Annotated in this window: 19 protein-coding genes; 9 read left to right on the top strand and 10 right to left on the bottom strand. The window is 61.5% G+C overall.

What is annotated here, in order from left to right:
- Nucleotides 1-74 precede the first annotated feature (74 nt).
- The 7 genes from LB565_RS08570 to LB565_RS08600 all read right to left on the bottom strand — a co-directional run bounded on the left by LB565_RS08570 (nt 75) and on the right by LB565_RS08600 (nt 8,043).
- Nucleotides 75-797, bottom strand: coding sequence for a heme-binding protein (locus LB565_RS08570; RefSeq protein WP_224582795.1), 723 nt, complete (start codon nt 795-797; stop codon nt 75-77).
- A gap of 1,148 nt (nt 798-1,945) precedes the next feature.
- The gene (locus LB565_RS08575; RefSeq protein WP_224582798.1) at nt 1,946-2,410 is read right to left on the bottom strand and encodes a hypothetical protein; all 465 of its coding nucleotides are present in this window, start codon (nt 2,408-2,410) and stop codon (nt 1,946-1,948) included.
- A 180-nt stretch (nt 2,411-2,590) separates the two neighbouring features.
- A complete protein-coding gene (locus LB565_RS08580) occupies nt 2,591-3,079 on the bottom strand; it encodes a hypothetical protein (RefSeq protein WP_224582800.1) in 489 nt (162 codons plus the stop codon).
- A 64-nt stretch (nt 3,080-3,143) separates the two neighbouring features.
- The gene (locus LB565_RS08585) at nt 3,144-3,986 is read right to left on the bottom strand and encodes a PRC-barrel domain-containing protein (RefSeq protein WP_318012133.1); all 843 of its coding nucleotides are present in this window, start codon (nt 3,984-3,986) and stop codon (nt 3,144-3,146) included.
- Nucleotides 3,987-4,729: 743 nt separating this feature from the next.
- Nucleotides 4,730-6,436, bottom strand: a complete 1,707-nt coding sequence (locus tag LB565_RS08590; protein ID WP_224582801.1) for a DNA polymerase/3'-5' exonuclease PolX — start codon at nt 6,434-6,436, stop codon at nt 4,730-4,732.
- Between the two features lie 91 nt (nt 6,437-6,527).
- Nucleotides 6,528-7,712, bottom strand: coding sequence for a DNA ligase D (gene ligD, locus LB565_RS08595; protein ID WP_263488411.1), 1,185 nt, complete (start codon nt 7,710-7,712; stop codon nt 6,528-6,530).
- Entirely contained in the window at nt 7,693-8,043 is a 351-nt protein-coding gene (locus tag LB565_RS08600; protein ID WP_224582805.1) for a hypothetical protein, read from the bottom strand. The genes ligD and LB565_RS08600 overlap by 20 nt, the downstream gene beginning before the upstream one ends.
- Nucleotides 8,044-9,536: 1,493 nt before the next feature.
- Between LB565_RS08600 and LB565_RS08605 the strand changes: the two genes are divergently transcribed.
- The 7 genes from LB565_RS08605 to LB565_RS08635 all read left to right on the top strand — a co-directional run bounded on the left by LB565_RS08605 (nt 9,537) and on the right by LB565_RS08635 (nt 16,058).
- Nucleotides 9,537-10,007: an ABC transporter permease subunit gene (locus tag LB565_RS08605; RefSeq protein WP_224582807.1), complete on the top strand. Its 471-nt coding sequence runs from the start codon at nt 9,537-9,539 to the stop codon at nt 10,005-10,007.
- A gap of 325 nt (nt 10,008-10,332) precedes the next feature.
- Entirely contained in the window at nt 10,333-11,355 is a 1,023-nt protein-coding gene (locus tag LB565_RS08610) for a LacI family DNA-binding transcriptional regulator (protein WP_224582809.1), read from the top strand.
- Between the two features lie 39 nt (nt 11,356-11,394).
- Nucleotides 11,395-12,354, top strand: a complete 960-nt coding sequence (locus tag LB565_RS08615) for a substrate-binding domain-containing protein (protein ID WP_224582811.1) — start codon at nt 11,395-11,397, stop codon at nt 12,352-12,354.
- Between the two features lie 17 nt (nt 12,355-12,371).
- Nucleotides 12,372-13,163, top strand: coding sequence for an ATP-binding cassette domain-containing protein (locus tag LB565_RS08620; protein WP_411970623.1), 792 nt, complete (start codon nt 12,372-12,374; stop codon nt 13,161-13,163).
- Nucleotides 13,160-14,173 (top strand): ABC transporter permease, encoded by a 1,014-nt coding sequence (locus tag LB565_RS08625; protein WP_224582815.1) that lies wholly within the window; start codon nt 13,160-13,162, stop codon nt 14,171-14,173. Before LB565_RS08620 ends, LB565_RS08625 begins: the two co-directional genes overlap by 4 nt.
- Nucleotides 14,170-15,240 (top strand): phosphotriesterase, encoded by a 1,071-nt coding sequence (locus tag LB565_RS08630; protein ID WP_224582817.1) that lies wholly within the window; start codon nt 14,170-14,172, stop codon nt 15,238-15,240. The genes LB565_RS08625 and LB565_RS08630 overlap by 4 nt, the downstream gene beginning before the upstream one ends.
- Nucleotides 15,241-15,284: 44 nt before the next feature.
- Complete coding sequence (locus LB565_RS08635) at nt 15,285-16,058, top strand: glutamine amidotransferase (protein WP_224582819.1); 774 nt, start codon at nt 15,285-15,287, stop codon at nt 16,056-16,058.
- 2 nt (nt 16,059-16,060) lie between these two features.
- Here the strand turns inward: LB565_RS08635 and LB565_RS08640 are convergent, their stop codons facing one another.
- The gene (locus LB565_RS08640) at nt 16,061-16,960 is read right to left on the bottom strand and encodes a ribokinase (protein ID WP_224582821.1); all 900 of its coding nucleotides are present in this window, start codon (nt 16,958-16,960) and stop codon (nt 16,061-16,063) included.
- 25 nt (nt 16,961-16,985) lie between these two features.
- Between LB565_RS08640 and LB565_RS08645 the strand changes: the two genes are divergently transcribed.
- Together LB565_RS08645 and LB565_RS08650 are read left to right on the top strand one after the other, a co-directional pair.
- Nucleotides 16,986-17,828 carry a BtpA/SgcQ family protein gene (locus LB565_RS08645; RefSeq protein WP_224582823.1) on the top strand — a complete coding sequence of 281 codons (843 nt, stop codon included), beginning with the start codon at nt 16,986-16,988 and terminating at the stop codon, nt 17,826-17,828.
- 6 nt (nt 17,829-17,834) lie between these two features.
- Nucleotides 17,835-18,488, top strand: coding sequence for a TenA family protein (locus LB565_RS08650; protein ID WP_263488412.1), 654 nt, complete (start codon nt 17,835-17,837; stop codon nt 18,486-18,488).
- Between the two features lie 639 nt (nt 18,489-19,127).
- On the opposite strand, the gene LB565_RS08655 is transcribed toward LB565_RS08650, so the two are convergent.
- Both LB565_RS08655 and LB565_RS08660 read right to left on the bottom strand, forming a co-directional pair.
- Entirely contained in the window at nt 19,128-20,411 is a 1,284-nt protein-coding gene (locus LB565_RS08655) for a D-tagatose-bisphosphate aldolase, class II, non-catalytic subunit (protein ID WP_411970620.1), read from the bottom strand.
- Nucleotides 20,408-21,385: a sugar kinase gene (locus LB565_RS08660; protein ID WP_224582827.1), complete on the bottom strand. Its 978-nt coding sequence runs from the start codon at nt 21,383-21,385 to the stop codon at nt 20,408-20,410. Before LB565_RS08660 ends, LB565_RS08655 begins: the two co-directional genes overlap by 4 nt.
- Nucleotides 21,386-21,551 lie beyond the last annotated feature (166 nt).

Raw genomic sequence — 21,551 nt, forward strand, 5'->3', positions numbered from 1 at the left:
ACGTTTTCGGGGCGCCGACGAGCGCTTGGTCAGCGGGGCGTCGCCGCAGGATCGTGCCGGTTGCGCTGCTTGCTTCATTTCGGCGCCGAACCTCCGACGCCGGAACCGATTTCCGCCGCTATATCGGCCTCGTGCCCGGCACAAAGCGGGTGGCCCCAGCCTGAGGCGCTTTTCCCGCCGGGATCGAGATCGTAGATGATGGCATCCTTGCGATTGGGGTTGACGCCCGCGGGAACCTTGTCGAGGCCCAGGGCTGCACGAACGCGCCAGGCGACATTGTGGTCGGCGCAGGAGGAATCGCCGCTGACGCCGAGACCACCGACAATTGCCTTGCCGTCATACAGGGCCAAGCCTCCGCCGAACACGACGAGGCCTCCGATCGGCTTGCCGATCAGCGGATCGTTGGCGCTGCCGAACGTCGTGGGGTCGCCTGCGTAAGCCACTGCCTGGTTGACCGGATTGGTGGCCTCCAGGCCGAACAACGGACCGCCTGGCTGCACCCCGGCATAGAGATTGGCTGTCGAAAGCGCCATGTTTGCCAGGCTGAGCCCGTTGGCCGTGTTGGCCTTCTCGGCCGCGACCAGTCGGCTGCCCGGCCACTGCGCATCGGCCGTGGGTCCGCTGAAGGCAATGGCGCAGACCGTACCGTCGCGGGCAACGATTGCCGCCCATTCATTGGTCTCGAAGCCGCCATTCGCGGTGCCGCCGCTCGCCTTGACATTGGTTTTCAAAGCCTCGAGCAGCTTGTCGTGATCGGCTGGGCAGGGCGCTTGGGCGTGAGCGGCACTCTGCTGCATCGAGCCAAAGGCCAAGACCAGAAGGCCCAAAGCTAGTACCGAAAACCGACAATGAGCCATGACCCGCAAACATTTGTTGGATGTTACCGAACTGACAACCGGCTGCTTTGTTCCTCCTTCATGAAAAGATTTGTAGCCGACCAAGTCCGCTGGCCTGTAAAGGACGCCGGGGCGCGGATCCAGTTGGATCACTGGCCGCATCAAGCGTCGGCGACAGGCCGGATTATGGCGTTGGACAGGCTTGGCCATTTGTCGCGACCGCGGCAGGTTGCAAAGCTATCGGACCTGTCTGAAACATGATCCCCTGAACCGCTCGGCACGCCGACCGAGATGGTGAGAGTGGTTATATGCGCTTTTGCCGATTATCCCAGCCTCGCTGGAAAACGCCTGGCGCATCAAGCGGCTCTTCCGGCGAGGGGAGACGGCCACCGCGCTCGAACGCGGACTTGCTTTGCTCAAATCAAATTGTGCTCCAAGCACCGTGATCCGCTCAACAAGGCTGCCGTAACCCGTTCTGGCGCTGGAGGAGGACACCCAATGTCTCAATAGCTTGTTCCTGCCTCGAGCTGGAAGCTCAGAACATCTTGCCCGCAAATCGGGAAGGTCATATGCCGCTCGGATTGTTGCCCCTTGGAACAACGATGTTGGCGCATCGTTTGGGGCAGATGGAACAGCTTCGCTCAGATTTCGCCGCAATAGCGCAGCCGGGCTATTGGATCGCTCTCGGACTTCTCGTCATCCCTTATGGATTGGGCGTATTTTGTCTGGTTAGGATTTGCCACTGTTCGTAATTGCGTGTGCGGCCCGGTCCGAGGGACGCATCGCTTTCATGGCTAAATTGCCCTTCAAAAGATTGGAACCACTCTCGTTTGAAGCGCGTGGCGGCCGATAAGGAAAAGAAGATCGCGGCCGAGCGCGAGGCAGACCAAAAATGCGAAGGCACCCCGCCAGGCTGATCTGCGCCAGAAAGACGGGAAAACGGGCCGGCCGCGACCGCCTGCCGGCCTCGGCGAGCGGCGCGAGAAAAACGGGCGCCGCGATGACATATTCGCAAGTGTCGCCCGTTATTGTCGCAATTCAGCGATCAAGTCCAAAATATAGTGTTCGGGGTGCCTGACCGTTGCAGCTTTGGCTCACTCGGGTGCGTCTTACTCCCTCGCATGAGTTCGCATGCGGAATACCGGCCAATGAAAGATCGCTTCGCGCAACTTGCTGAAAAGCTTCCCTTCGATGCCGATGGCAGACCGAACTTGAATGGCAGCCCATCCGGCTTTCATGGTCCCGCCGACATGGCAATGGCAGACAATAGCGTGCAACTGCCAATCCGTAAGCTCGAAGAAGCGCTTCGCTTCGCCATAGGTATCGTTCTTCAATCCTTGCGCGCGCAATATGGGATCGGCGAAAGCGACGCTGAGTGCGGAGTCCAAGGACCGCGCCTTGTCACGCACGTCCAGGGTCATGTATTCCGTCCCGGGGAAGGCGGCGAGGCACCGCTCGGGATTTCGCTCGAGCAGCATGGCCCAATGTTCCAAACGCTGACGCCGCGTCATAGCCGAAAAAGATGCTTCGACTTCCGCGACCTCATGCAGTTCTTCAAGTGTCTGATGTTTCATGGCCGTCTCCTGTTGGCGAGGCGCTTTGCCTGCAGAATGCACAGGTCGGAATGGGCCTCAGTCGTCCCTATGCAGGCGAACCAGCAGTGCGTCGGGAAGTTCCATTGGCGAGAAAATTTGACAGTGTGCCTGCTTCAATTTCCCGCCGTCTCGGTACCTTGGACCATCCCAAGCTACGAGCTACTGCGATGCTTGGACCAGCCGTCGGAGCAATGGGTAATCCTTCAGGTCCTTGTAAGGCGTGAGATCTAACTCCCCTGGCACGCCGCGAAGCTGTTCCTCATCGATCGCTTTCTCATGCCCCTTGTTGACGCCTTGGTAGTGCCGCCAGGTCAGGCCAGCCGCTTTGACCGCATCTCTTTCGATGCGCGAGGCGATTTGATGGGCGTGCAGATAATGAAGCCGCAAATTGTCCAAGAGAGTTTTTTCAACAATTTCGTGGCACACCAGAAATGGTTCGAGCCGCACGTCCTTGCCCCTCCACCTGATGGTGCGCGGCAGATGCCGGTCGATGTAAATCGTCATTGCATTCCTGCTGTACCCAGCAATGTAGGGAATGTCGAACTCGTGGCTAACCTTGAGTCGTCGATGAAGCGCAGAAACGACATCAGACAGAACGAGGTCGCTGATATCTTCAGAGCTATGATGGACCTCGTCGTCTAGCTTCAAGTCCGCTCCTGCGTTCTCCAGCTCGAAGCATCCGCCACACGGGCGAGCGCTTAGCGATCGTTTTTTACTTGTTGACGATGATGCGCTGCTTGTCCCGGTTTTGGGCGTAAGTGGCCTTATCGTAGGCAGTTTGCGCCTCCAACTGGTCCTTGGTGAAGTTCGTATAGAGATAACGGTTACCGTTCTTGTCGGTCATGAACTTGAGGTTCTCCATACCGACGGCGACCTTCTTTTCGCCAATGCCAAGAAAGCCTCCTACATCAACGATTATCGAGTCGACCTTCTTGTCACCCGTCAGGATAACGTCGCCGATCTCGCCTACCTTCGCATCATCTGCGCCATAGACGTTGGTTCCGATCAGATTTGCCGCACTGATTTTGTCTGACGGCATTTCGGTCAAGGTCGACTTGTCGATCGAGGCCGTCGCAGTGGTATCGGTTTTGCCATCGGCCGCCTGGCTGTTGGTCGGTTGGGTCGTCGACGCTGCCGCGGAATCATAAGCCTTCGTATCGAAATTGGGTTGAGCTTTGAGCTCATCCTTCGTCGTTTTTGCGACTAACCAGAGATCGCCCTTCTTGTTGACCCATTCGAGCTTGCCGAAATCATAGGCCACATTCTTTTCCCCCACGCCAAGGAACCCGCCGACGCCAATGACGACCAGTTTGGCGTTCCCGTCCTTGTCCAGGACGATGTCATTGACATTGCCGATCTTCGTCGCGTCATCAGCGGTGCTGTCATAGACCGCTGCCCCCATGATCTTGGAGACAAGCTTGCCATCAGTGACCGGGGCAACAACCCCCGTCTGGGTAGCGGGCTTGTTGGTATTTGCGGCGTGAGCACCCGCTGTGCAGAGCGCCGTCGACATGAGAGCAGCCGTGGCGGCCGTAGCTAGTAGCTTGCGGACCATTGTGAAATTCCTCCTGTTGCCTGGTCGATTGAGGTCGGTATCTGCCAACGTCAATTCATCCAACGGAAGGAACTGCCTTCCGTTCCGGCAGGGGGCCAATGTCGCAGCCGGCGCCAGACTGAAGGCTCACGCAGAACCTGTGCTAGATTGCCAATAGGCTGCGCGACAATTTCTGGCGCGGGTGCCATCCCATGTCCCCCGGCGGCATAGCGTTCTTGGGGGTTTTCAGGCGGTGGCTTTCCGCGAGCTGGCTCTCAAATTGAGATCCGAGCGCGACTCTGACCTTGCCCTGATGGATAGTTCGCCAGCACGGTCTCCAGCGGAAAAGACGCGCCGTTTTAGCGTTCAGCTCATTCCAGAACGCCAGGATTTGGAGCCGGTGCATAGCTATGCCTGTAACAATGAAATACTTTGCCGAACCGCATCGATTTGATTGACAAGCGCGCCTCGACGAGCTTTCGACTTTGCACGGGGTTTACGGTCCCCATCCCAAACGAAGACAATCCCGAACTTGGTTCACGGGCAAAAGCTCCTCGGCATCCAAAACGTAAAACGCCGGTCTAAACGCTGAGAGGCAGAGCGCCTCTGCCTGTTCTCACTTGACCTGCGATGGGCATGCTGACCGCAACGGGAAAGAGGGCGTTATGAGGCTCCTTGCTAGCGTTGGTGGCGCGCTAGGGAACCATACTGGGCAGCGGCCCGCCCGAGAGCCGTTGCCTGTTCTGCCGACAAGAACGCGAGCCTCATGCGACAGCTTTCCGCGTAGGCGAGCGGCGCCTGCCGCCGGTCTTGGACGTGCACTTGCGCTTTGAAAGGTGCGCAAGCAGAGCCGCCAAACCCATCGCATTGAGAACCCGCGTCCTGGGGACACCTCCCTTGCGGGCCATCTCGACACCCCAATGCATGTGGTCGAGTTCGCGGATTGAATGAGCGTCCGGATTGATGCTGAAGATGCAGCCATAGTCGAGTGCCTTTTGATGCCACCGCCAGTCGAGATCGAGCCGCCACGGATGGGCGTTGATTTCGACAGCGACGCCATGTTTAGCGCACGCTCTGAGGACCTTGTCGACGTCGAGCTCGTAGCCTGGACGACGCAACAATTGGCGACCGGTCATGTGCCCGATGATTGTCGTGAGAGGGTTCGCGATTGCCTCAACGATCCGCTCCGTCTGCTCTTTCTCAGACAACCGGAAGCGGCTGTGCACGCTCGCGACAACGAAATCAAACTGCTTCAAGATGTGCTCCGGATAGTCAAGCGAGCCGTCGGCCAGGATGTCTGCCTCGATGCCCTTCAGGATACGGAATTCGCCACCGTACTGCCTGTTCAACCGATCGGCTTCGCGGTGCTGTTCGGCAATCTCGTGCGATGAGAGCCCACCCGCGTAGTGGGCCGACTGTGAATGGTCGGCGACACCATAGTACTCGAACCCGCGCTTACGGGTCGCTTCGGCCATTGCCTCAAGCGTCTCGGTGCCATCGGATGCAGTCGTATGAGAATGCAGGATGCCATGCAGATCTTCGTCCCGGACGAGGGTAGGAAGTTGCCGCCTCGCTGCCCGCTCAATCTCGCCCTTGCCTTCGCGCAGTTCAGGTTCGATGAACTGCAGGTCCAACGCCTGGTAGATTTCCTGTTCTGTTGCTGACGCGATCAGCTTTCTGCCGCGGTAGAGCCCATCGGGTCTGAGGGCGAACCCCCTCTCGGTCGCGTGCATCCTCAATTGCTCAAGATGGGCCGCCGAACCGGTTGCTTCGAGTAAGCTCGCGCCAAAGTGCTTGTTGTCGGCGACCACAAGCCTGAGGGTGGACTGCTCGATTTCGGTCCGCCTCTTCCCAAGAGCGACCAGCGCGAGGTCGGAAACAAGTTCGCAACCGCGCCGGAAATCCCCGGCGATTTCCACGCGCGAAAACTCGGGGTGCTCTTGCGCCACTGACATGACCGCATGCTCAAGAAGAGCGGCGGCCTTGTGCAGGTGTAGCCGGGTTTCGCTGCTTCGCGCGATAGCCAGATTTTGCAGGATTTTTGTCTGAAGCGAAGCGCCGAGGCCTTTGACTGGCCGGATGCGATCTGCCTTTGCCGCGGCTTCGAGCTCAGCCAACGAGTTCACGCCGAGCGCCTGATGAAGCTTCAGGATCTTGTCGGGCCGAAGGCCCGGTATGGCAAACAGCTCCAGCACACCTGCCGGCACCTCCTCGCGCAGTTTCTCAAGGCTCGGGTGCGTGCCCGTTTCATAGAGCTTGCGCACGATATCTGCGATTGCGTCACCGATACCCGGGATCCTGGTGAGGGCGCCTGCCGCGATGATCCGATCGAGCGGCTGCGACAACGCAGCCAGACTATCGGCCGCGCGCAAGTAAGCCTTGGTGCGATAGGGATTGTCCCCGCGCAGCGACGTGCGATGTGCATATTCCCTTAAGAGGCTGGCGACCTTCCGCGTATCGGTTTTTGCCATGGTCGAGGCAAACGGGGCTAATCTTCGCAGGTTCCATCAGGCCAAGGGAGCGAAACCTTAATCCAGTCTTGCTGCCTTTCGCGGAATAGGGCTACAGATTTGGCAATGATTGGTCGGCTCGACCCCATCCCGCCAGGGATTTGCTGGCTGCGCGTTTCTTCAATTCAGCAGCATCGCCAACGTGGAAATGCGAAGGCGCATCTATCGTCTTCATCTCCGCCCAGGTGATCGGCGCCGCGACCGGAGCGGCCGGTCGGGACCTTGCGCTATAAGGCATGATCGCGGTCGCCCCACGCTGGTTGCGCAAATAGTCCACAAAGATGCGACCCTTGCGGCGCGCCTTCGGCAACGCGGCCGTAAAGTGAGAGGGATCACTCTGAGCGACCGCTTGAGCGAGACGATGCGCGAAGTCTTTCACTTGCGGCCACTCGGCCTGAGGGGTGAGCGGCGCGATGACATGCACTCCTTTGCCTCCAGTCAGTATAGGGAAAGTCGTAAGTCCCAGCGATTTCAAAATGTCACGAAACTGGAAAGCGGCGGCGCGGACAGCTTCGAAATCGAGACCCTCATCTGGGTCAAGGTCGAAGACAAGGCGATCGGCCTTCTCGATATCCTCGATCCGGGCGCCCCACCCATGCAGCTCGATCGTTCCCATCTGGACGCAGATCATCAACCCATCGGCATCGTCGACATAAAGGTACGGCTCCTCGTGACCGTCCTTTTCCGTGATACCGACGTGGTGGACTTTGTCGCCAAAGCTCCCGGCATCATGCTTCTGGAAGAAGCACTTCTTCGCGCGGCCCTGCGGACAGCGGACAAGGCTGATCGGCCTGCTGCCGACCCAAGGGAGCATGATCTCGGCGACGGCCGCGTAGTGGTCGGCGAGCTCTCCCTTGGTGATATTGGCCTCCGGATAGATGACGCGGTCACGGTTGCTGATGGCGATGGCGTTCGCCGGCGACCCGGTCAGCTTGGCCGTGCGACGTTCCGTCTCCAGCACGACCGCCTCCGGCTTCTTGTCTTCGCGCAGACCGAGATAGCTCGGATGTCTCAACGTTCCTTCGTTGGTCATCTCGGTGAAGGCAACCTCCGCGACCAGCTTGGGGCGAAGCCAATGTGCTCCGCGAACTTCGGCTCGCGGCGCCTCGACCGTCGCGGCCTTCTGCTCGAGCGGTGCCATGATCTTCATGAGACGGAAAAGTTCAGCTGTATCGAAGCCGGTGCCGACTTTCCCCGCATAACGCAACCTGCCGCCGTCATGCACTGCAAGGATCAATGAGCGGAACGCGGACCTTGTCGGACGGCGTCCAGCCGGCAATCACGAATTCCTGACGCTTGATGCACTTGATCTTGAGCCAGTTTCTGCCGCGGGCCGCCACATAATGCGAATCGGCGAGCTTCGAAACCACCCCCTCGAGACCGGCCGCGCAAAAGCGCTCGAGCAGCTCTTCTCCGCGACCCAGGATATGATCAGAGTACCGAAGCACAGGGTGCTTCGCGGGCAAAATTGCCTTGAGCTTTTCCTTGCGTTCAAGGAGAGGACGCCTCGTGAGATCTTCGCCGTCGAGCTGAAGCAGGTCGAAGGCATAAAAGTCGATGGTCGGCACCCTTTAATGCGTTCTGAAGCGCCTGGAAGTTTGATCTTCCGTCGGCATCGACGACCACGGCCTCGCCGTCGATTAGGGCGGAGCGGACCTTGAGCTTGCGGGCTTCCGAAAGGATGGAGGGAAAACGACCAGACCAGTCCAGGCCAGATCGCGGTTAGGCGCGCGCTTCGCCGCTGCCGACGGCAACGAGAATGCGATAGCCGTCATATTTCATTTCGTGGATCCAGCGGTCGCCGGCAGGGACTACGTCGACGAGCGTTGCCAGTTGGACGGGCCGAAAATTGGGCGGCCTTAATGGGGCTTGGTCACGGGGAGGGGACTTCGTTTGAAGAATGCTCGACCCATCAACTCCCTTCGCTCGATCACGCCCACCGTCCATACTCACGAGGAATGGCTTGACGTCCTCCAACGCAGGACCGCTTTTTTAGTTTCGCCGCTGGCGGGTGGGCGCAGCGCTAATGATCGCCAGAACTGCGGAAAGGGCGAAAAGTTATGGCGCCTTTAAACGTCTGCCGGTTGCGCTCCGGAAGTTGCGTAAAAGGCAATTGATGGGTCCTCTCCAGGCAGAAGCTGATCGTAGACCTGCGGCGGTAGCCGCCTATTTGAACACGTCTCTTGAAGCCCACCGTCCGGCAGAGTCGGCGACGCCGCAATATTTCTCCCGCCACTTTACGAACTCGCCATGATGCCGCCTGATTCCGACGAGGGCAAGCATCAGCCGCAAAGTGCCTGGGCGTGCTGTATCGTAGTTGGCCCAGCGCGAGCGAAAGGCCTTGTGCTTTGCCGCAGTTGCCAGCAGCTCGACATCAGTGGCAGCGGGCTGCCCAGCGAGGCTCGGATCCAAGGATCTCAGAGCGGATTATCGGGCAATGGCGCCGATGATGTTCGACAAAACCCCGCCGTCATTCGACAACATTCTTTCCAGAATCGAGAAATTCCAGGAGCGCATCAACGGGTACGCCCCCGAGACCACGGGCGATCTCGCGACACACTATAATATGGTCACTATAGTGACTGGTAAAGCTGAAGGTTTGCTTATCGCTATGCGCGCATGCGCCTGGCGGAGATATTTGGAGCGAACTTCCGCGTGAGCTCAGCAGACAAATAGCCGGCTCCAGATCAGGAGTCCGCCCCTCGATCGCCTCTACTCGAATAGCCGGGACCGGCGCTCGGGCCGGGCGGCGGATGGGCTTGGCTCGTCGGCCTTGAAAGCACCGCCCGCCTTCTTTGAGGCGCAATGCCAATCGAGCAACGCGACCGTCGCAGAACGACAATTTCCTTCGAGATTAATGTCACGCTAGAAGGATTTCTTATAGCAAAAATTGTGAAAATTATAGATTGAGTGCCAATAACCTGGATCGTACTATAGCACAAACCTAACAATTAACTCAGAATTATTGGTAACACAAACCGCAACCGTAGGTACTCCAGCCGACTATGATCTTCAATCGGCAGGCGTCCCTTAGCCTATTGCGCTTCAAGGAAAACGCCCGATGGGTGGTTTTACTGCTCAATTTGCTGCCGCCCTCACCGTAACCGTCAGCCTTGGACTGATCAGCGGCTGCCTGGGGACGGCCGTGGGATTGCTTCTGGCGATCTCGAAAGGCACGGCGCACTCGTCGCTCGCCCGCATCGTGACGGCCTACACCACGATTGTGCGCGGCGTGCCTGAGCTTCTCATCATCCTGCTCATCTATTTCGGCGGCACCACGCTCGCAAGCAGGCTGGCCGGGCGCTATGTCGAGGTGAACGCGTTCAGTGCCGGCGTCATCGCGCTTTCAGTGGTTTTCAGCGGCTATGCGACCGAAGTGTTCCGCGGTGCGATCGCCGCGGTGCCCGCCGGCCAGACCGAAGCTGCCAAGACGCTTGGCCTGAGCGCTTGGCAGCGCTGGCTTCTCGTCATCGGGCCGCAGATGCTGCGGCTTGCGCTGACGGGGACGCGCAGGACGGTGGCGATCTCGTAGAGCATCGAGGCGCTGAAGGGCCGCACCTTCTCCAGCGCATTGAACGTGTCGCTGGAGGCGATCATCGCCGCGTTTTCGGCGGGTGGCACAGCGCTTGATCCTCCCTGAACCGCGCGCTAGGCCAATCCGGCGAGCCAGGGAAAAACCAACCGCCCAGGCTACAGACGCGCCACCGCTGATCTTTCCGCGGCGGAGTTCGGAGCCACCATCGGCCGAGCGGGTCATGGCACCTCGCCATCGCAAGGCTTGACAACGCTCGGCTCTCGATAAATTGTAAAGCGGTTTACTAAAGCGCTTTACAAGACGCTGTTGCAGGGGAAACGGCATGAGCGACAAAACCGCCAGCCTGAAAGATGTCGCCGGGGCAGCCGGCGTTTCCGTGACGACCGTCTCTCGCCTGCTCAATGGCTCGCTCTCTCTTCCCGAAGAGACCCGCAAGCGCATCGAGGACGCAATCCGCGACCTCAACTACAGACCCAACCCGCATGCGCGTCGCCTCAGCCGCGGGCGCTCGGACACGATCGGCCTGGTCGTGCCCGACATCGCCAATCCGTTCTTCGCCACCTTCGTAGCCGCGATCGAGGCGGAAGCCGACAGCCGCAACCTCGCAGTCTCGCTCTTTGCCACGCTCAACCGAACCGGCCGCGAGATAGCTTATCTGGAGCTGATCGAGCGCAAGCATGTGGACGGGCTGATCTTCGTCACCAACCATGCCGACGACGGCCAACTCGCAACTCACATCAACCAGGTCGGCAAGGTCGTCATCGCCGACGAAGATGTACCTGGTGCGGATGTGCCGAAACTGTTCTGCGATAACGAACAGGGCGGTTACCTCGCTGGTCTCCACCTAGCCGCGCACGGGCATCGCGAAGTGCTGTTCGTCGGCAGCGAGCACGAGATGATCAGCGGCCGCCGACGTTTCGACGGCTTGCGCCGCGCGCTGCGCGAGCGTTGGGGCGAGGACATCGTGCCGGCAAGCTATCGCGGAAACTACACGGTCGAGTTCGGCCGCGAGGCCGCCCGCCGCTTCATTGCCAATGGCATGCCAGGCACCGCGATCTTCGCGACATCCGACGAGATCACCATCGGCATGATCGAGGTCTTCCGGGCGGAAGGCATCTCGGTCCCCGGCAATCTCTCCATTGTTGGGTTCGACGACGTAGCGCCCTTCCATCTCTTCGCGCCGTCAGTGACAGCCATTCGCCAGCCCGTGCGGGACATCGGCAGACGGTCGCTGGCGCTGCTTCTCGAAACGAATTGGCAAGATCTCGCGTCGCCGGCGCCGCAGGAACTGATGCCAGTCGAGATCGTGGTGCGGGAATCCGTTGCCCCGCCCGCGAAACGTTAAGCCGGCAATGGAAGAAAACTTCACAGAGGAGAATCGAATATGACCTTGACCACAACTCGCAGAACTTTCGCCGCAGCCATCGGCTTAAGCGCGCTCGGCCTCTTTGCCAGCGCGGTTTCGCCTGCCGTCGCGCAAGACCAGAAGACCTACGCGCTGGTGCAGATCAACCAGCAGGCCTTGTTCTTCAACCAGATCAACCAAGGCGCACAGAAGGCTGCGGACGCGGTCGGCGCCAAGCTGGTAATCTTCAACGCCAACAACGACGCCGCAGCCCAAAACAGCGCGATAGAGACCTATATTCAGCAGAAGGTGAACGGCCTGATTGTCGTGGCGATCGACGTCAACGGCATCATGGCGGCTGTCAACCAGGCGGCGGACGCCAAAATTCCGGTGGTGGCGATCGACGCCATCCTGCCCAAGGGTCCGCAAAAAGCGCAGATCGGTGTCGACAACGCCAAGGCCGGTGCCGACATGGGCGCGCATTTCCTCGACTATGTTAAGGCGAATATGGGTGGCAAGGCCAAGGTCGGCATTGTCGGTGCCCTCAACTCCTATATCCAGAACGTGCGCCAGAAGGGCTTCGAGGACGCCATCAAGGGCAAGGATGGCATCGAAACGGTTGCGGTGGTCGACGGGCAGAACGTGCAAGACACCGCACTTGCCGCTGCTGAAAATCTGATCACCGGCAATCCCGATATGAACGCCATCTACGCCACCGGCGAACCGGCGCTGCTCGGTGCCATCGCTGCCGTGGAAAGCCAGGGCAAGCAGGACAAGATCAAGATCTTTGGCTGGGACCTGACGGCCCAGGCGATCGCGGGCATCGACAAGGGCTACGTCGCGGCCGTCGTCCAGCAGGATCCTGCCGGCATGGGCGAGGCAGCCGTAAAAGCGCTCGACACCATCACCAAGGGCGGCAGCGTGGACAAGAACGTCGCGGTGCCGGTCACTATCGTCACCAAGGCCAATGTCGAGCCATACCGGGCCGTCTTCAAATGACCGAGCACCAGGCCACAATGCCTGCCGCTGCCGGGGGGACCTCCCCCCGGCCTGCCGGCGAGCTCGCGGGCGGTGCCGCGCCGCGGGTCTCGTTGCGCGGTATCGTCAAGACCTTCGGCTCGCACCAGGCGCTCCGGGGTGTCGATCTCGACATCTATCCGGGTGAGTGTCTGGGCCTGGTCGGCGACAACGCCGCCGGCAAGTCGACGCTGACCAAGGTCATATCGGGCACCTACATTCCCGACGGTGGCACCATCACCATCGAAGGCCAGCCGGTGGTGCTTTCCGGCCCTGGAGACGCGCGTGCGCGCAACATCGAGATGGTGTTCCAGGACCTTTCCCTTTGCGATCATATCGACGTGGTAGGCAATCTCTTCCTTGGGCGAGAGCGCACCAAGGGGCCATTCCTCGATCACCAGGCCATGCTCGAAGGAGCACGCGGCATGCTGGAGGCGCTTGAGATCCGCATTCCTCGTCTCACCGCCAAGGTGGAAAAGCTATCCGGCGGTCAGCGGCAGGCGATCGCCATCGCCCGCGCGGCGGCCTTCAACCCGAAAGTGCTGATCATGGACGAGCCCACCTCGGCGCTCGCCGTGGCGGAAGTGGAAGCCGTGCTGGCGCTGATCAACCGCGTCAAGGCGCGCGGCGTTTCGGTCATTCTCATCACCCATCGTCTTCAGGACCTGTTTCGCGTCTGCGACCGGATCGCCGTCATGTATGAAGGCACCAAAGTTGCCGAGCGCCGCATTGGCGAAACGGACCTCGAAGACATCGTCAAGCTCATCGTCGGAGAAGGCGCGCACCAATGACCGTCTACACCGAAAGGGCGAAAGGCTCGCCATGGGCCGACTTCCTCACTGAAAACGCTCAGATCCTCTCCATCGCGATCTTCTTCTTCGCTTGCATCGTCTTCTTTGCCGTCGGCACGAGCACCTTCCTCACCGTTGGCAACATTCTCAACATCCTGCGGCAGGCGGCCCCGATTCTGATCGTCGCCGTGGCGATGACCTTCGTTATCATCACAGCTGGGATCGACCTGTCGGTCGGCTCCCAGGTGGCATTGGTCAATGCGCTTGCTGCCATCCTGGTGGCCGCAGGCCTGCCATGGCCCGTCGCGGTGCTGGCCATGCTGGTGCTCGGCGTGCTGATGGGGCTCGGCCAAGGCTGGTTCGTGGCCTATCAGGACGTGCCAGCCTTCATTGTCACGCTCGCCGGCCTTTCCATCCTGCGCGGGCTGGCACTTTATCTCACCCAGGGCTATTCGATCCCGATCGAGAACGCTCCAGGCTTCCTCATGCTGGGCCGCGGCGAAGTCCTCGGCATTCCCGTTCCCGCGCTCATTGCTGTGGTCGTCGCCGTCGTCGGCTATGTCACGATCCGCTCGACCCGCTATGGCCGGCAGGTGGTGGCGGTCGGCTCCAACATGGAGGCGGCGCGTCGCGTAGGCATGCCGGCGCGCTGGGTCATCGCCTCGGTCTATATGATTTCTGGCATTTCCTGCGCGGTCGCTGGCCTGCTTATCGCCGCTCGTCTCGGTTCGGGTTCGTCCAACGCGGCCGTCGGCTTCGAATTGCAAGTGATCGCAGCCGTTGTCCTTGGCGGCACCTCGCTGATGGGCGGGCGCGGCACCATTCTCGGTACCCTGCTCGGCACGCTCACCATCGCTGTGATAGGCAATGGCCTTATTCTGATGCACATTTCGCCCTTCTTCACCCAGATCGTCACCGGCGCCATCATCCTGATCGCCATCTGGCTGAACACCCGCATCTTCAATGCCAAGTTCCGGCTTCCGGGCAAAGCGGGAGGCAAAGCGAAATGACGGCCGCCCCGCTCTCCGAGGCGCATGTACGCTCGGGCAAGGTGATGACGGTGGCGGGGCCGGTCGCCGCCGCCGACCTTGGCATGACGCTCATGCACGAGCATGTGCTGAACGATTGTCTTTGCTGGTGGCACAGGCCGAAGGAGCCCGAGCGGCAATATCTGGCCGGCGGATTCGTGTGCATGGAGATCCTGTCGGAGCTTCGCCAGGATCCGTTCGTCAACCGCCACAACATCACCTTGGATGACGAGGCTCTGGCGGTGAAGGAACTGAAGCAGTTCGCCGCCGTCGGCGGGCGCACGCTGGTCGAGCCCACCTGCCAGGGCATCGGTCGCGACCCGCTGGCAATGCGCCGAATTTCGGCGGCGAGCGGGCTCAACATCGTCATGGGCGCGGGCTACTATCTCGCATCCTCCCAACCGGCCAAGGTGGCGTCGATGTCAGCCGACGACATCGCTGCCGAGATCGAGCGCGAGGCGGTGGACGGCGTTGACGGCACCGGAGTGAGGATCGGGCTGATCGGCGAGATCGGCGTTTCCGCCGACTTCACAAGAAGCGAAGAGAAGTCGCTGCGCGGAGCCGCCCGCGCCCAGCGACTGACGGGACTGCCGCTGATGGTGCATCTGCCCGGCTGGTTCCGTTTCGGCCACAAGGTGCTCGACATCGTTGAGGAGGAGGGGGCGGAGCTGCGCCATACGGTGCTGTGCCACATGAACCCCTCGCATGACGATTTCGCCTATCAATCGTCGTTGGCCGCTCGCGGCGCGTTCATCGAATACGACATGGTCGGTATGGACTTCTTCTATGCCGACCAGCAGGTGCAGTGTCCGAGCGACGACGAGGCGGCGCGCGGCATCGTGCGCTTGATCAACGCCGGTTATCTCGATCGCATCCTGATCTCTCACGACGTGTTCCTGAAGATGATGCTCACCCACTATGGCGGCAACGGCTATGCCTACGTGCCGAAGCACTTCCTTCCGCGCCTGGGGCGACATGGCGTGGCGGAGGCCGCGCTCAAGCGCCTCATGCACGACAATCCGCGCTCGGTCTTCGACGCGACGGCCTGACGCTGGAAGGGCTCAATTTCCCACTGAAGAAAGCGAAAGACGACATGACAAAGAAGGTTCTCCTGGTCGGCGAAAGCTGGGTAAGTTCAGCCACCCACTACAAGGGCTTCGACCAGTTCGGCTCCGTCACTTTCCATCTCGGCGCCGAGCCGCTGGTAAAGGCGCTTGAAGGCTCAGAATATGAGCTGACTTACATGCCGGCCCACGAAGCGGTGGAGAAGCTGCCCTTCGAAATGGCGGAGCTCGACCGCTATGACACCATCATCCTGTCCGACATCGGGGCGAATTCGCTGCTTCTGCCGCCGGAGGTGTGGCTGCACTCGCGCACCGTTCCGAACCGGCTGAAACTGCTCAAGGCCTGGGTTGAAAAGGGCGGGGGCCTGCTCATGGTCGGCGGCTACTTCTCTTTCCAGGGTATCGACGGCAAGGCCCGCTGGCGCCGCACGCCGGTGGAAGACACACTGCCTGTCACTTGCCTGCCCTATGACGATCGCGTCGAGATACCCGAAGGCACAGTGGCCGAGATCGTCGCCAGGGATCATCCGGTCATGGCTGGGCTGACCGGCCAGGCATGGCCGCCGCTGCTTGGTGTCAACGAGGTTGAACTTCGCTCCAATTCGAACGTCGAGCTGCTCGCGCGCCTGCCGCAGGACCAGGGTGGCTTCCCCCTGCTGGTAGTCGGCAGCTACGGCAAGGGCCGCACGGCGGCCTGGACGTCCGACATCGGCCCGCACTGGCTGTCGCCGGCCTTCTGTGCCTGGGAAGGCTACGGCAGGCTCTGGAAGAACATCCTAGGCTGGCTTACCGCCGAGCGCTGACCTCAAAGGTGCGCCAGGATCGCTCTCATGTCCTCGATGCTCGGAAAGGCGCCCAACGTGCCTTTCCGCGACACGGTGAGTGCGCTCGCACGCGCCGCGTGGATCAGCGCCAGCTCGTCAAGGCGAGCGCCGCGCAAGAAGGCGGAGGCCAGGGCCACGCCCATGAACGTGTCCCCCGCTCCGGTGGTGTCCACGACGTCGGCGGGCGTCGCGGCCATCTTCAGCGGAGCGCCGCCGCCGCTGAGCAGCGCGCCATCCGCGCCGAGCGTCAGCACCACGTCGCGGACGCCTCGCGTATGCAGCACGGCGGCGGCCGCCTCGCCCGAAGCGCCCGTCAGCGCCATCGCCTCACCGGCATTGAGGAAAGCAATGTCCACCAGCGGCCACAGGTCCTGAAAGGAAGGCCTGAGCGGCGAGGGATTAAAGGCGGTGACGATGCTGCGCCGACGCGCTTCGCGCAGCAGCGCCTCCGTCGTCGTCTCGCTCAGATTGCCCTGCAAGACCGCCAGGTCACCCGGCCGAGCTTCACGGATGGCAAACAGCGCATCGGCGGGCCGAAGGTTCTCGGCCGCGTCCGTCGTGGTGACGATTGCGTTCTCCCCGTCGGGAGTTGTGAAAATGATGGAGAAGTCGCTGCTCCGGCCCTCCTGTCGCAGGAGTCGGCATTCGACAGGCTCGGCGCTGAGACGTTCGGCAATGCTCTGGGCGCGGAAGTCCGCACCCACGGGTGCGATGAGAGTAGTGCTCAGGCTGCAGCGTGCCATAACCACCGCTTGGTTCGCGCCCTTGCCGCCGACATCGCTGGAGCAGTGGCTGCCGAAGATCGAGGCTCCGGCCAATGGCCACTGTTCGACCCGGATGGTCTCGTCGACCGCCACATTGCCTATGACATAAGCATGCATGAACACTCTTCCGAAGGACTTTGAAATGCAGCAAATCTCGGACAATCCCGCCAGCGCCATAAGGGAAATATTCGGGCGCGACAAGGCGCTGATCGGCATGGTTCATTGCCCGGCCTTCCCCGGCGCCCCCCGCTATCGCGGCGCCGATATGAAAACCGTCTACGACAGCTGCATGCGAGATGCCGAAGCTCTTATCGAGGGCGGAATGCATGGCCTGATAATCGAAAACCATGGCGACGTGCCCTTCTCCAAGCCCGAGGACATTGGCTATGAGACGGCGGCTTTCATGTCGGTCGTCAGCGACCGCATCGCGCGCGCCGTCGGCGTGCCGCTTGGCGTCAATGTGCTGGCCAATGCACCGATACCGGCCTTTGCCATTGCCCTGGCGGGAGGCGCGAAGTTCATCCGCGTCAACCAATGGGCGAACGCCTATGTCGCGAATGAGGGCTTCATGGAGGGTCGCGCGGCGGAGGCCATGCGTTATCGATCGCTTCTCAGGGCCGAGCACATCAAGGTCTTCGCCGACAGCCATGTCAAGCACGGCAGCCACGCCATTGTCGCCGATCGAACCATTGCCGAGTTGACGCGAGACCTCGCCTTTTTTGATGCCGATGTCGTAATCGCCACCGGCCAGCGGACCGGCAACGCGGCAACCATCGAGGAGATCGAGGAGATCGCTGCCGCCACGCATCTGCCGCTGCTGGTCGGCTCGGGTGTGGACAAGACCAATGTCGTGGAGATCCTCAAGCGCACAAGCGGCGTCATCGTCGCCTCGTCGCTGAAAGCAGGCGGCGTGTGGTGGAACCCGGTCGACATCGAGCGCGTGCGTGCCTTCCGCGCAGCTGCCGAGCCGGTCCTGGGAGCCTGAGGGGTGATGGGCGAAACGCTTTCGGAGCGCATTTTGCGCGAAAACAAGGTCGTCTTCGAAGCCATGGTTCACCACCGCTTCACCACGGACATCGAAGCCGGGCATCTGCCGGGCGAGGTGTTCGATCGCTATCTTGTCTACGAGGGCGACTTCGTGGATACGGCCATCTCCATCTTCGCGCTTGCCACTGCCAAGGCCGGCACGATCGAACAGAAGCGCTGGCTAATCTGTGTGCTGGACGATCTGGCCAACCAGCAGATCGCCTATTTCGAACGGACACTGGCGGCCCGCGCCATCGATCCCAGCCGCTTCGATTTAGGCGATCCGCGCGTGAAGGCATTCTGCTCCGGGATGTTGGACATAGCCGAAAAGGGAGCATTCCTCGATACCATCGTTGCGATGTTTGCGGCGGAATGGATGTACTGGACCTGGTCGACGCGTGTCGCGGCGGCGGCCATCGCCGATCCGCTGGTCAAGGAGTGGGTGGCTATGCACGCCGGCGATACCTTCGCCAAGCAGGCTGGATGGCTGAGGCAGCAGATCGACGAGGCGAACGCCAGCCTCGATGATGCAGGGCAGGCGCAGCTCAGCGCCGTCTTCGGCCGCGTGCAGGCGCTGGAGATTGCCTTCCACGATGCCGCCTATGGAAACGTTGCTTGAGCAAGCCTGGCATGGACGCCGAGCGTTTCCTTAACCTGCTCCGATGCTTTCGCCAGGATCGAGGTCGTTTCGAGGCACGAAGTTCGAGGGGGAAGGAAGTCCAAGCCTTTCCTGAGCGCTGCGATGGCGCGGTCGTCGGATTCTTTTAAGAATAGCCGCTTCATCACAGCGGCATCGCCACGAGCCCGAATATGCTGACTGCGACCGTTCGCTCGTTTGCCACGATGTCTCAAGCGAGATCATGTCCGCAGGCTCGGGCAACGGGCCTGAAGCGCAGCCATTGCGTCCGGCCTTCCCGCTTTCTATCCGACAGCATCACCCCAGCAAAGTTGTCCCTTTCCGGCGTTGGTCACCTCTAGAGAGTCTTTCGGATGATTTGGAAGGGGTCGATTTTCGGGTAGGTGCGCCCTTCTGATTGCGCGCGTCAGCTGATCGGTGTGCTGCGCTCGGTCGGCGACAATCTCGAATTGCTGCACCTCGCCGAAAGCCGCGAGGCCGCCGTCCTGTGGCTCAACAAAAACCACCACAGGGCTTGGTTGACGAGGTGTCCGCTGACGAGGTCTGCGCCGATTTCGTCGAAGGTCGACGGCCAATCCACGCGGCCTCCTGTTAGATAGGTCCAACAGGATCAGCGTCGGCTCAACCGCCCCGGCAGGCGGCGTCGTAGTCGGCAAGCACCAAGTCGACCGCGGCGAGCAGCACGGCTTGCGGGTCGCCGGTAGCGCCGAGCTCCGCCGGCAGTGTGGGCAGGAACTGCCGCATCAGCGTCTCGGGAATGGCACTGCCGTTCAGCGCATCGATCAGCCTGGCGACGGCGATGCTGGCCACCGGGTTTGTCCAATAATATCGGATGCGGTCGCTGTAGCTGTAATGCCGCTGCAGATAAAGGCGCTTTTCGCTGCCGTGGTAGTGGCTGCGCCAGTGGCCGGGCACCGACAGCATCAGCTTTTCCATTGCTATGGCGAGCGAGCGCTCGCCGTAGCCGGCGACCATCTCCGATGCGATTAGGTCGAGCCCGTAAAGCGCCTCGCGCAACGCAAACGTCAGGCCGGGCCCCACTTTAAGGATCGGAAAGCCGTTGGCGACCAGCGCCGTCAACGCCGCGCGGCTCTGATAGTCCGTCGAATGCGCCTCGTAGACGAGCGACCGTTCAGTATCGAGCAGCCTAGTCAGCGGCGCCGACGCTTCCGGCCGATAGCGGATGACATTTTCGCTGCCGAACTCGACGCCGGGCTGGACGACGACCGCGATGACGCGCTCGAACGCCTCGTTCAGTCCTTCGCGGGCGAAGATGTGGCGATGGATATCGATGGTGCGGCGCGCGGCGGCAGCCTCAGTGGGTTTCAAGCCGCTGATGACGTGGTCGGCACCCCCCGGCACCGGCACCTCGGTGCCGATGATGTAGAGCGGCAAGGCGCCGCCCCGCGCCCGCGCGGCCTTCTCGACCGCCTTGGCGAGCCTTGCCGCGCGTGCGGCGATGGTCTCGTCGTCGAGCGCAGCCGGTTCACCTGCGCAGCCCATCGAGGTGTCGAGATGGATCTTGCTGAAGCCGGCCCAGACATAGGCCGTGACCATCGCTTCAGCCTTGGCCATCGCTGGCGCCGCCGGCTCGCCCTTCCACGGATTCGGCCCCAGATGATCGCCGCCGAAGATGATGCGCGAGGCATCGAGCCCCTCTCGCCCGGCGATCTCCTTGACGAAGGCGACGAATAGGTCCGGAGTCATGCCGGTGTAACCGCCGAACTGGTTGACCTGGTTGCAGGTTGCCTCGATCAGGAGCACCGAGTCCCGGTGGGCGATGGCACGCCGGATCGCCGCCTGGATCACCAGCGGATGCGCCGAGCAGACCGAAGTGATGCCGTAAGGCTTGCCGTTGCGGCGGGCAGTGGCGAGGCCTTGAAGCGGATTGGCCGTCATCGTCATAGGGCTCGATCTGTCCCGGCAATGAACTGATCGAGCGCGTCGAAGCCGGCCGGCCCTTCCATCGGCCCGAGCCGCGTCACGTTGAGCGCGCCGGCCGCATTGGCGTAGAGCAGCGCCTTGCCGGGCTCGATGCCCTTGCGCCGACAGGTGAGATAGGTGGCGCCAAAACAGTCGCCGGCGCCGGTGGGATCGATTTCCTCGACCAGGAAGCCGGCGCAATCTGTGCGGCTGCCGTCGGCGCCGAAGCGGGTCGAGCCGGCTGCGCCGCGCTTCAGCACGATCTCGCCGACGCCGCGCGCAATCAGCGCCGCTACCGCCTGCCGCTCGTCCTCGACGCCGGCCGCCGCGAGCAATTCGTCGCCAGAGGGCAACAAAAGGTCTGCATCATCGACCAGGGCGGAAAAATGCCCGCCGTCGGCGCCGTCGATCAGTTCCTTGCGCACATTCGGATCGAAAGAGGTCGAGCCGCCACGCGCGCGGATCGCCCTCAAGGCATAGGCGACGATCTCCTTCAGGCCGGCGATCGACAGCGCCGAGCCCATCACATGTAGATGGCCTGCGCCGTCGGCAAGCCGCCGCCCAGCATCGGTCAGCGTGATGCGGCCGGCGGCGGATTCGGCAATGTTGTATATGAAGTCGCGGCCGCCATCGGGCCGGTAGCGCACGAAGGCGCTTCCCGTCGGGTAGCGCTCGCTGACCGATACGGCCGAAACGTCGACACCGTCATGCCGCAGCCGTTCGAGGTTGATGGTGCCGAAATCGTCGCGACCGACGCAGGCGATGATGCCGGCGCCGCCGCCGAGCTTCGCCACCTGGTCGATGAAGATGGCCGGCGCGCCGCTGGGGTAGGGCCCGGTCAGCGCCAGCGGTTTGAGGAAGCCAAGGCCGCGCTCGCTCGCCATGATCTCGACTAGGATCTCGCCGGCAACGATCGTCGGCCCTGTAGCTTCGGGGGCGATCTTCCCTCGGCTCATTCTCAGGCTTCCTTCTCCCTTGGCCGGACCATCGCCGGTGTGCGGCCGGCCACGATAGCGCCGGACTCCAATGGAGCTAAATCGCGGCATCGACGATGTCAACAGAAACTATACGTATGTCCATTTTAAAGCCGGTACGCGATGGCGTTCGTTCCGGACAAAGAAG

The organism is Mesorhizobium sp. CA14, from assembly GCF_020165195.1.
Lineage (GTDB): Bacteria > Pseudomonadota > Alphaproteobacteria > Rhizobiales > Rhizobiaceae > Mesorhizobium.

Coding starts and splice junctions, on each gene's coding strand:
- LB565_RS08630 (WP_224582817.1), top strand. CDS start 14,170: ATGACGGCCGCCCCGCTCTCCGAGGCGCATGTACGCTCGGGCAAGGTG.
- LB565_RS08590 (WP_224582801.1), bottom strand. CDS start 6,436: ATGGCAAAAACCGATACGCGGAAGGTCGCCAGCCTCTTAAGGGAATAT.
- LB565_RS08610 (WP_224582809.1), top strand. CDS start 10,333: ATGAGCGACAAAACCGCCAGCCTGAAAGATGTCGCCGGGGCAGCCGGC.
- LB565_RS08650 (WP_263488412.1), top strand. CDS start 17,835: ATGGGCGAAACGCTTTCGGAGCGCATTTTGCGCGAAAACAAGGTCGTC.
- LB565_RS08625 (WP_224582815.1), top strand. CDS start 13,160: ATGACCGTCTACACCGAAAGGGCGAAAGGCTCGCCATGGGCCGACTTC.
- LB565_RS08645 (WP_224582823.1), top strand. CDS start 16,986: ATGCAGCAAATCTCGGACAATCCCGCCAGCGCCATAAGGGAAATATTC.
- LB565_RS08660 (WP_224582827.1), bottom strand. CDS start 21,385: ATGAGCCGAGGGAAGATCGCCCCCGAAGCTACAGGGCCGACGATCGTT.
- LB565_RS08655 (WP_411970620.1), bottom strand. CDS start 20,411: ATGACGATGACGGCCAATCCGCTTCAAGGCCTCGCCACTGCCCGCCGC.
- LB565_RS08620 (WP_411970623.1), top strand. CDS start 12,372: ATGCCTGCCGCTGCCGGGGGGACCTCCCCCCGGCCTGCCGGCGAGCTC.
- LB565_RS08605 (WP_224582807.1), top strand. CDS start 9,537: ATGGGTGGTTTTACTGCTCAATTTGCTGCCGCCCTCACCGTAACCGTC.
- LB565_RS08615 (WP_224582811.1), top strand. CDS start 11,395: ATGACCTTGACCACAACTCGCAGAACTTTCGCCGCAGCCATCGGCTTA.
- LB565_RS08640 (WP_224582821.1), bottom strand. CDS start 16,960: ATGCATGCTTATGTCATAGGCAATGTGGCGGTCGACGAGACCATCCGG.
- LB565_RS08635 (WP_224582819.1), top strand. CDS start 15,285: ATGACAAAGAAGGTTCTCCTGGTCGGCGAAAGCTGGGTAAGTTCAGCC.
- LB565_RS08585 (WP_318012133.1), bottom strand. CDS start 3,986: ATGGTCCGCAAGCTACTAGCTACGGCCGCCACGGCTGCTCTCATGTCG.
- LB565_RS08570 (WP_224582795.1), bottom strand. CDS start 797: ATGCAGCAGAGTGCCGCTCACGCCCAAGCGCCCTGCCCAGCCGATCAC.
- LB565_RS08575 (WP_224582798.1), bottom strand. CDS start 2,410: ATGAAACATCAGACACTTGAAGAACTGCATGAGGTCGCGGAAGTCGAA.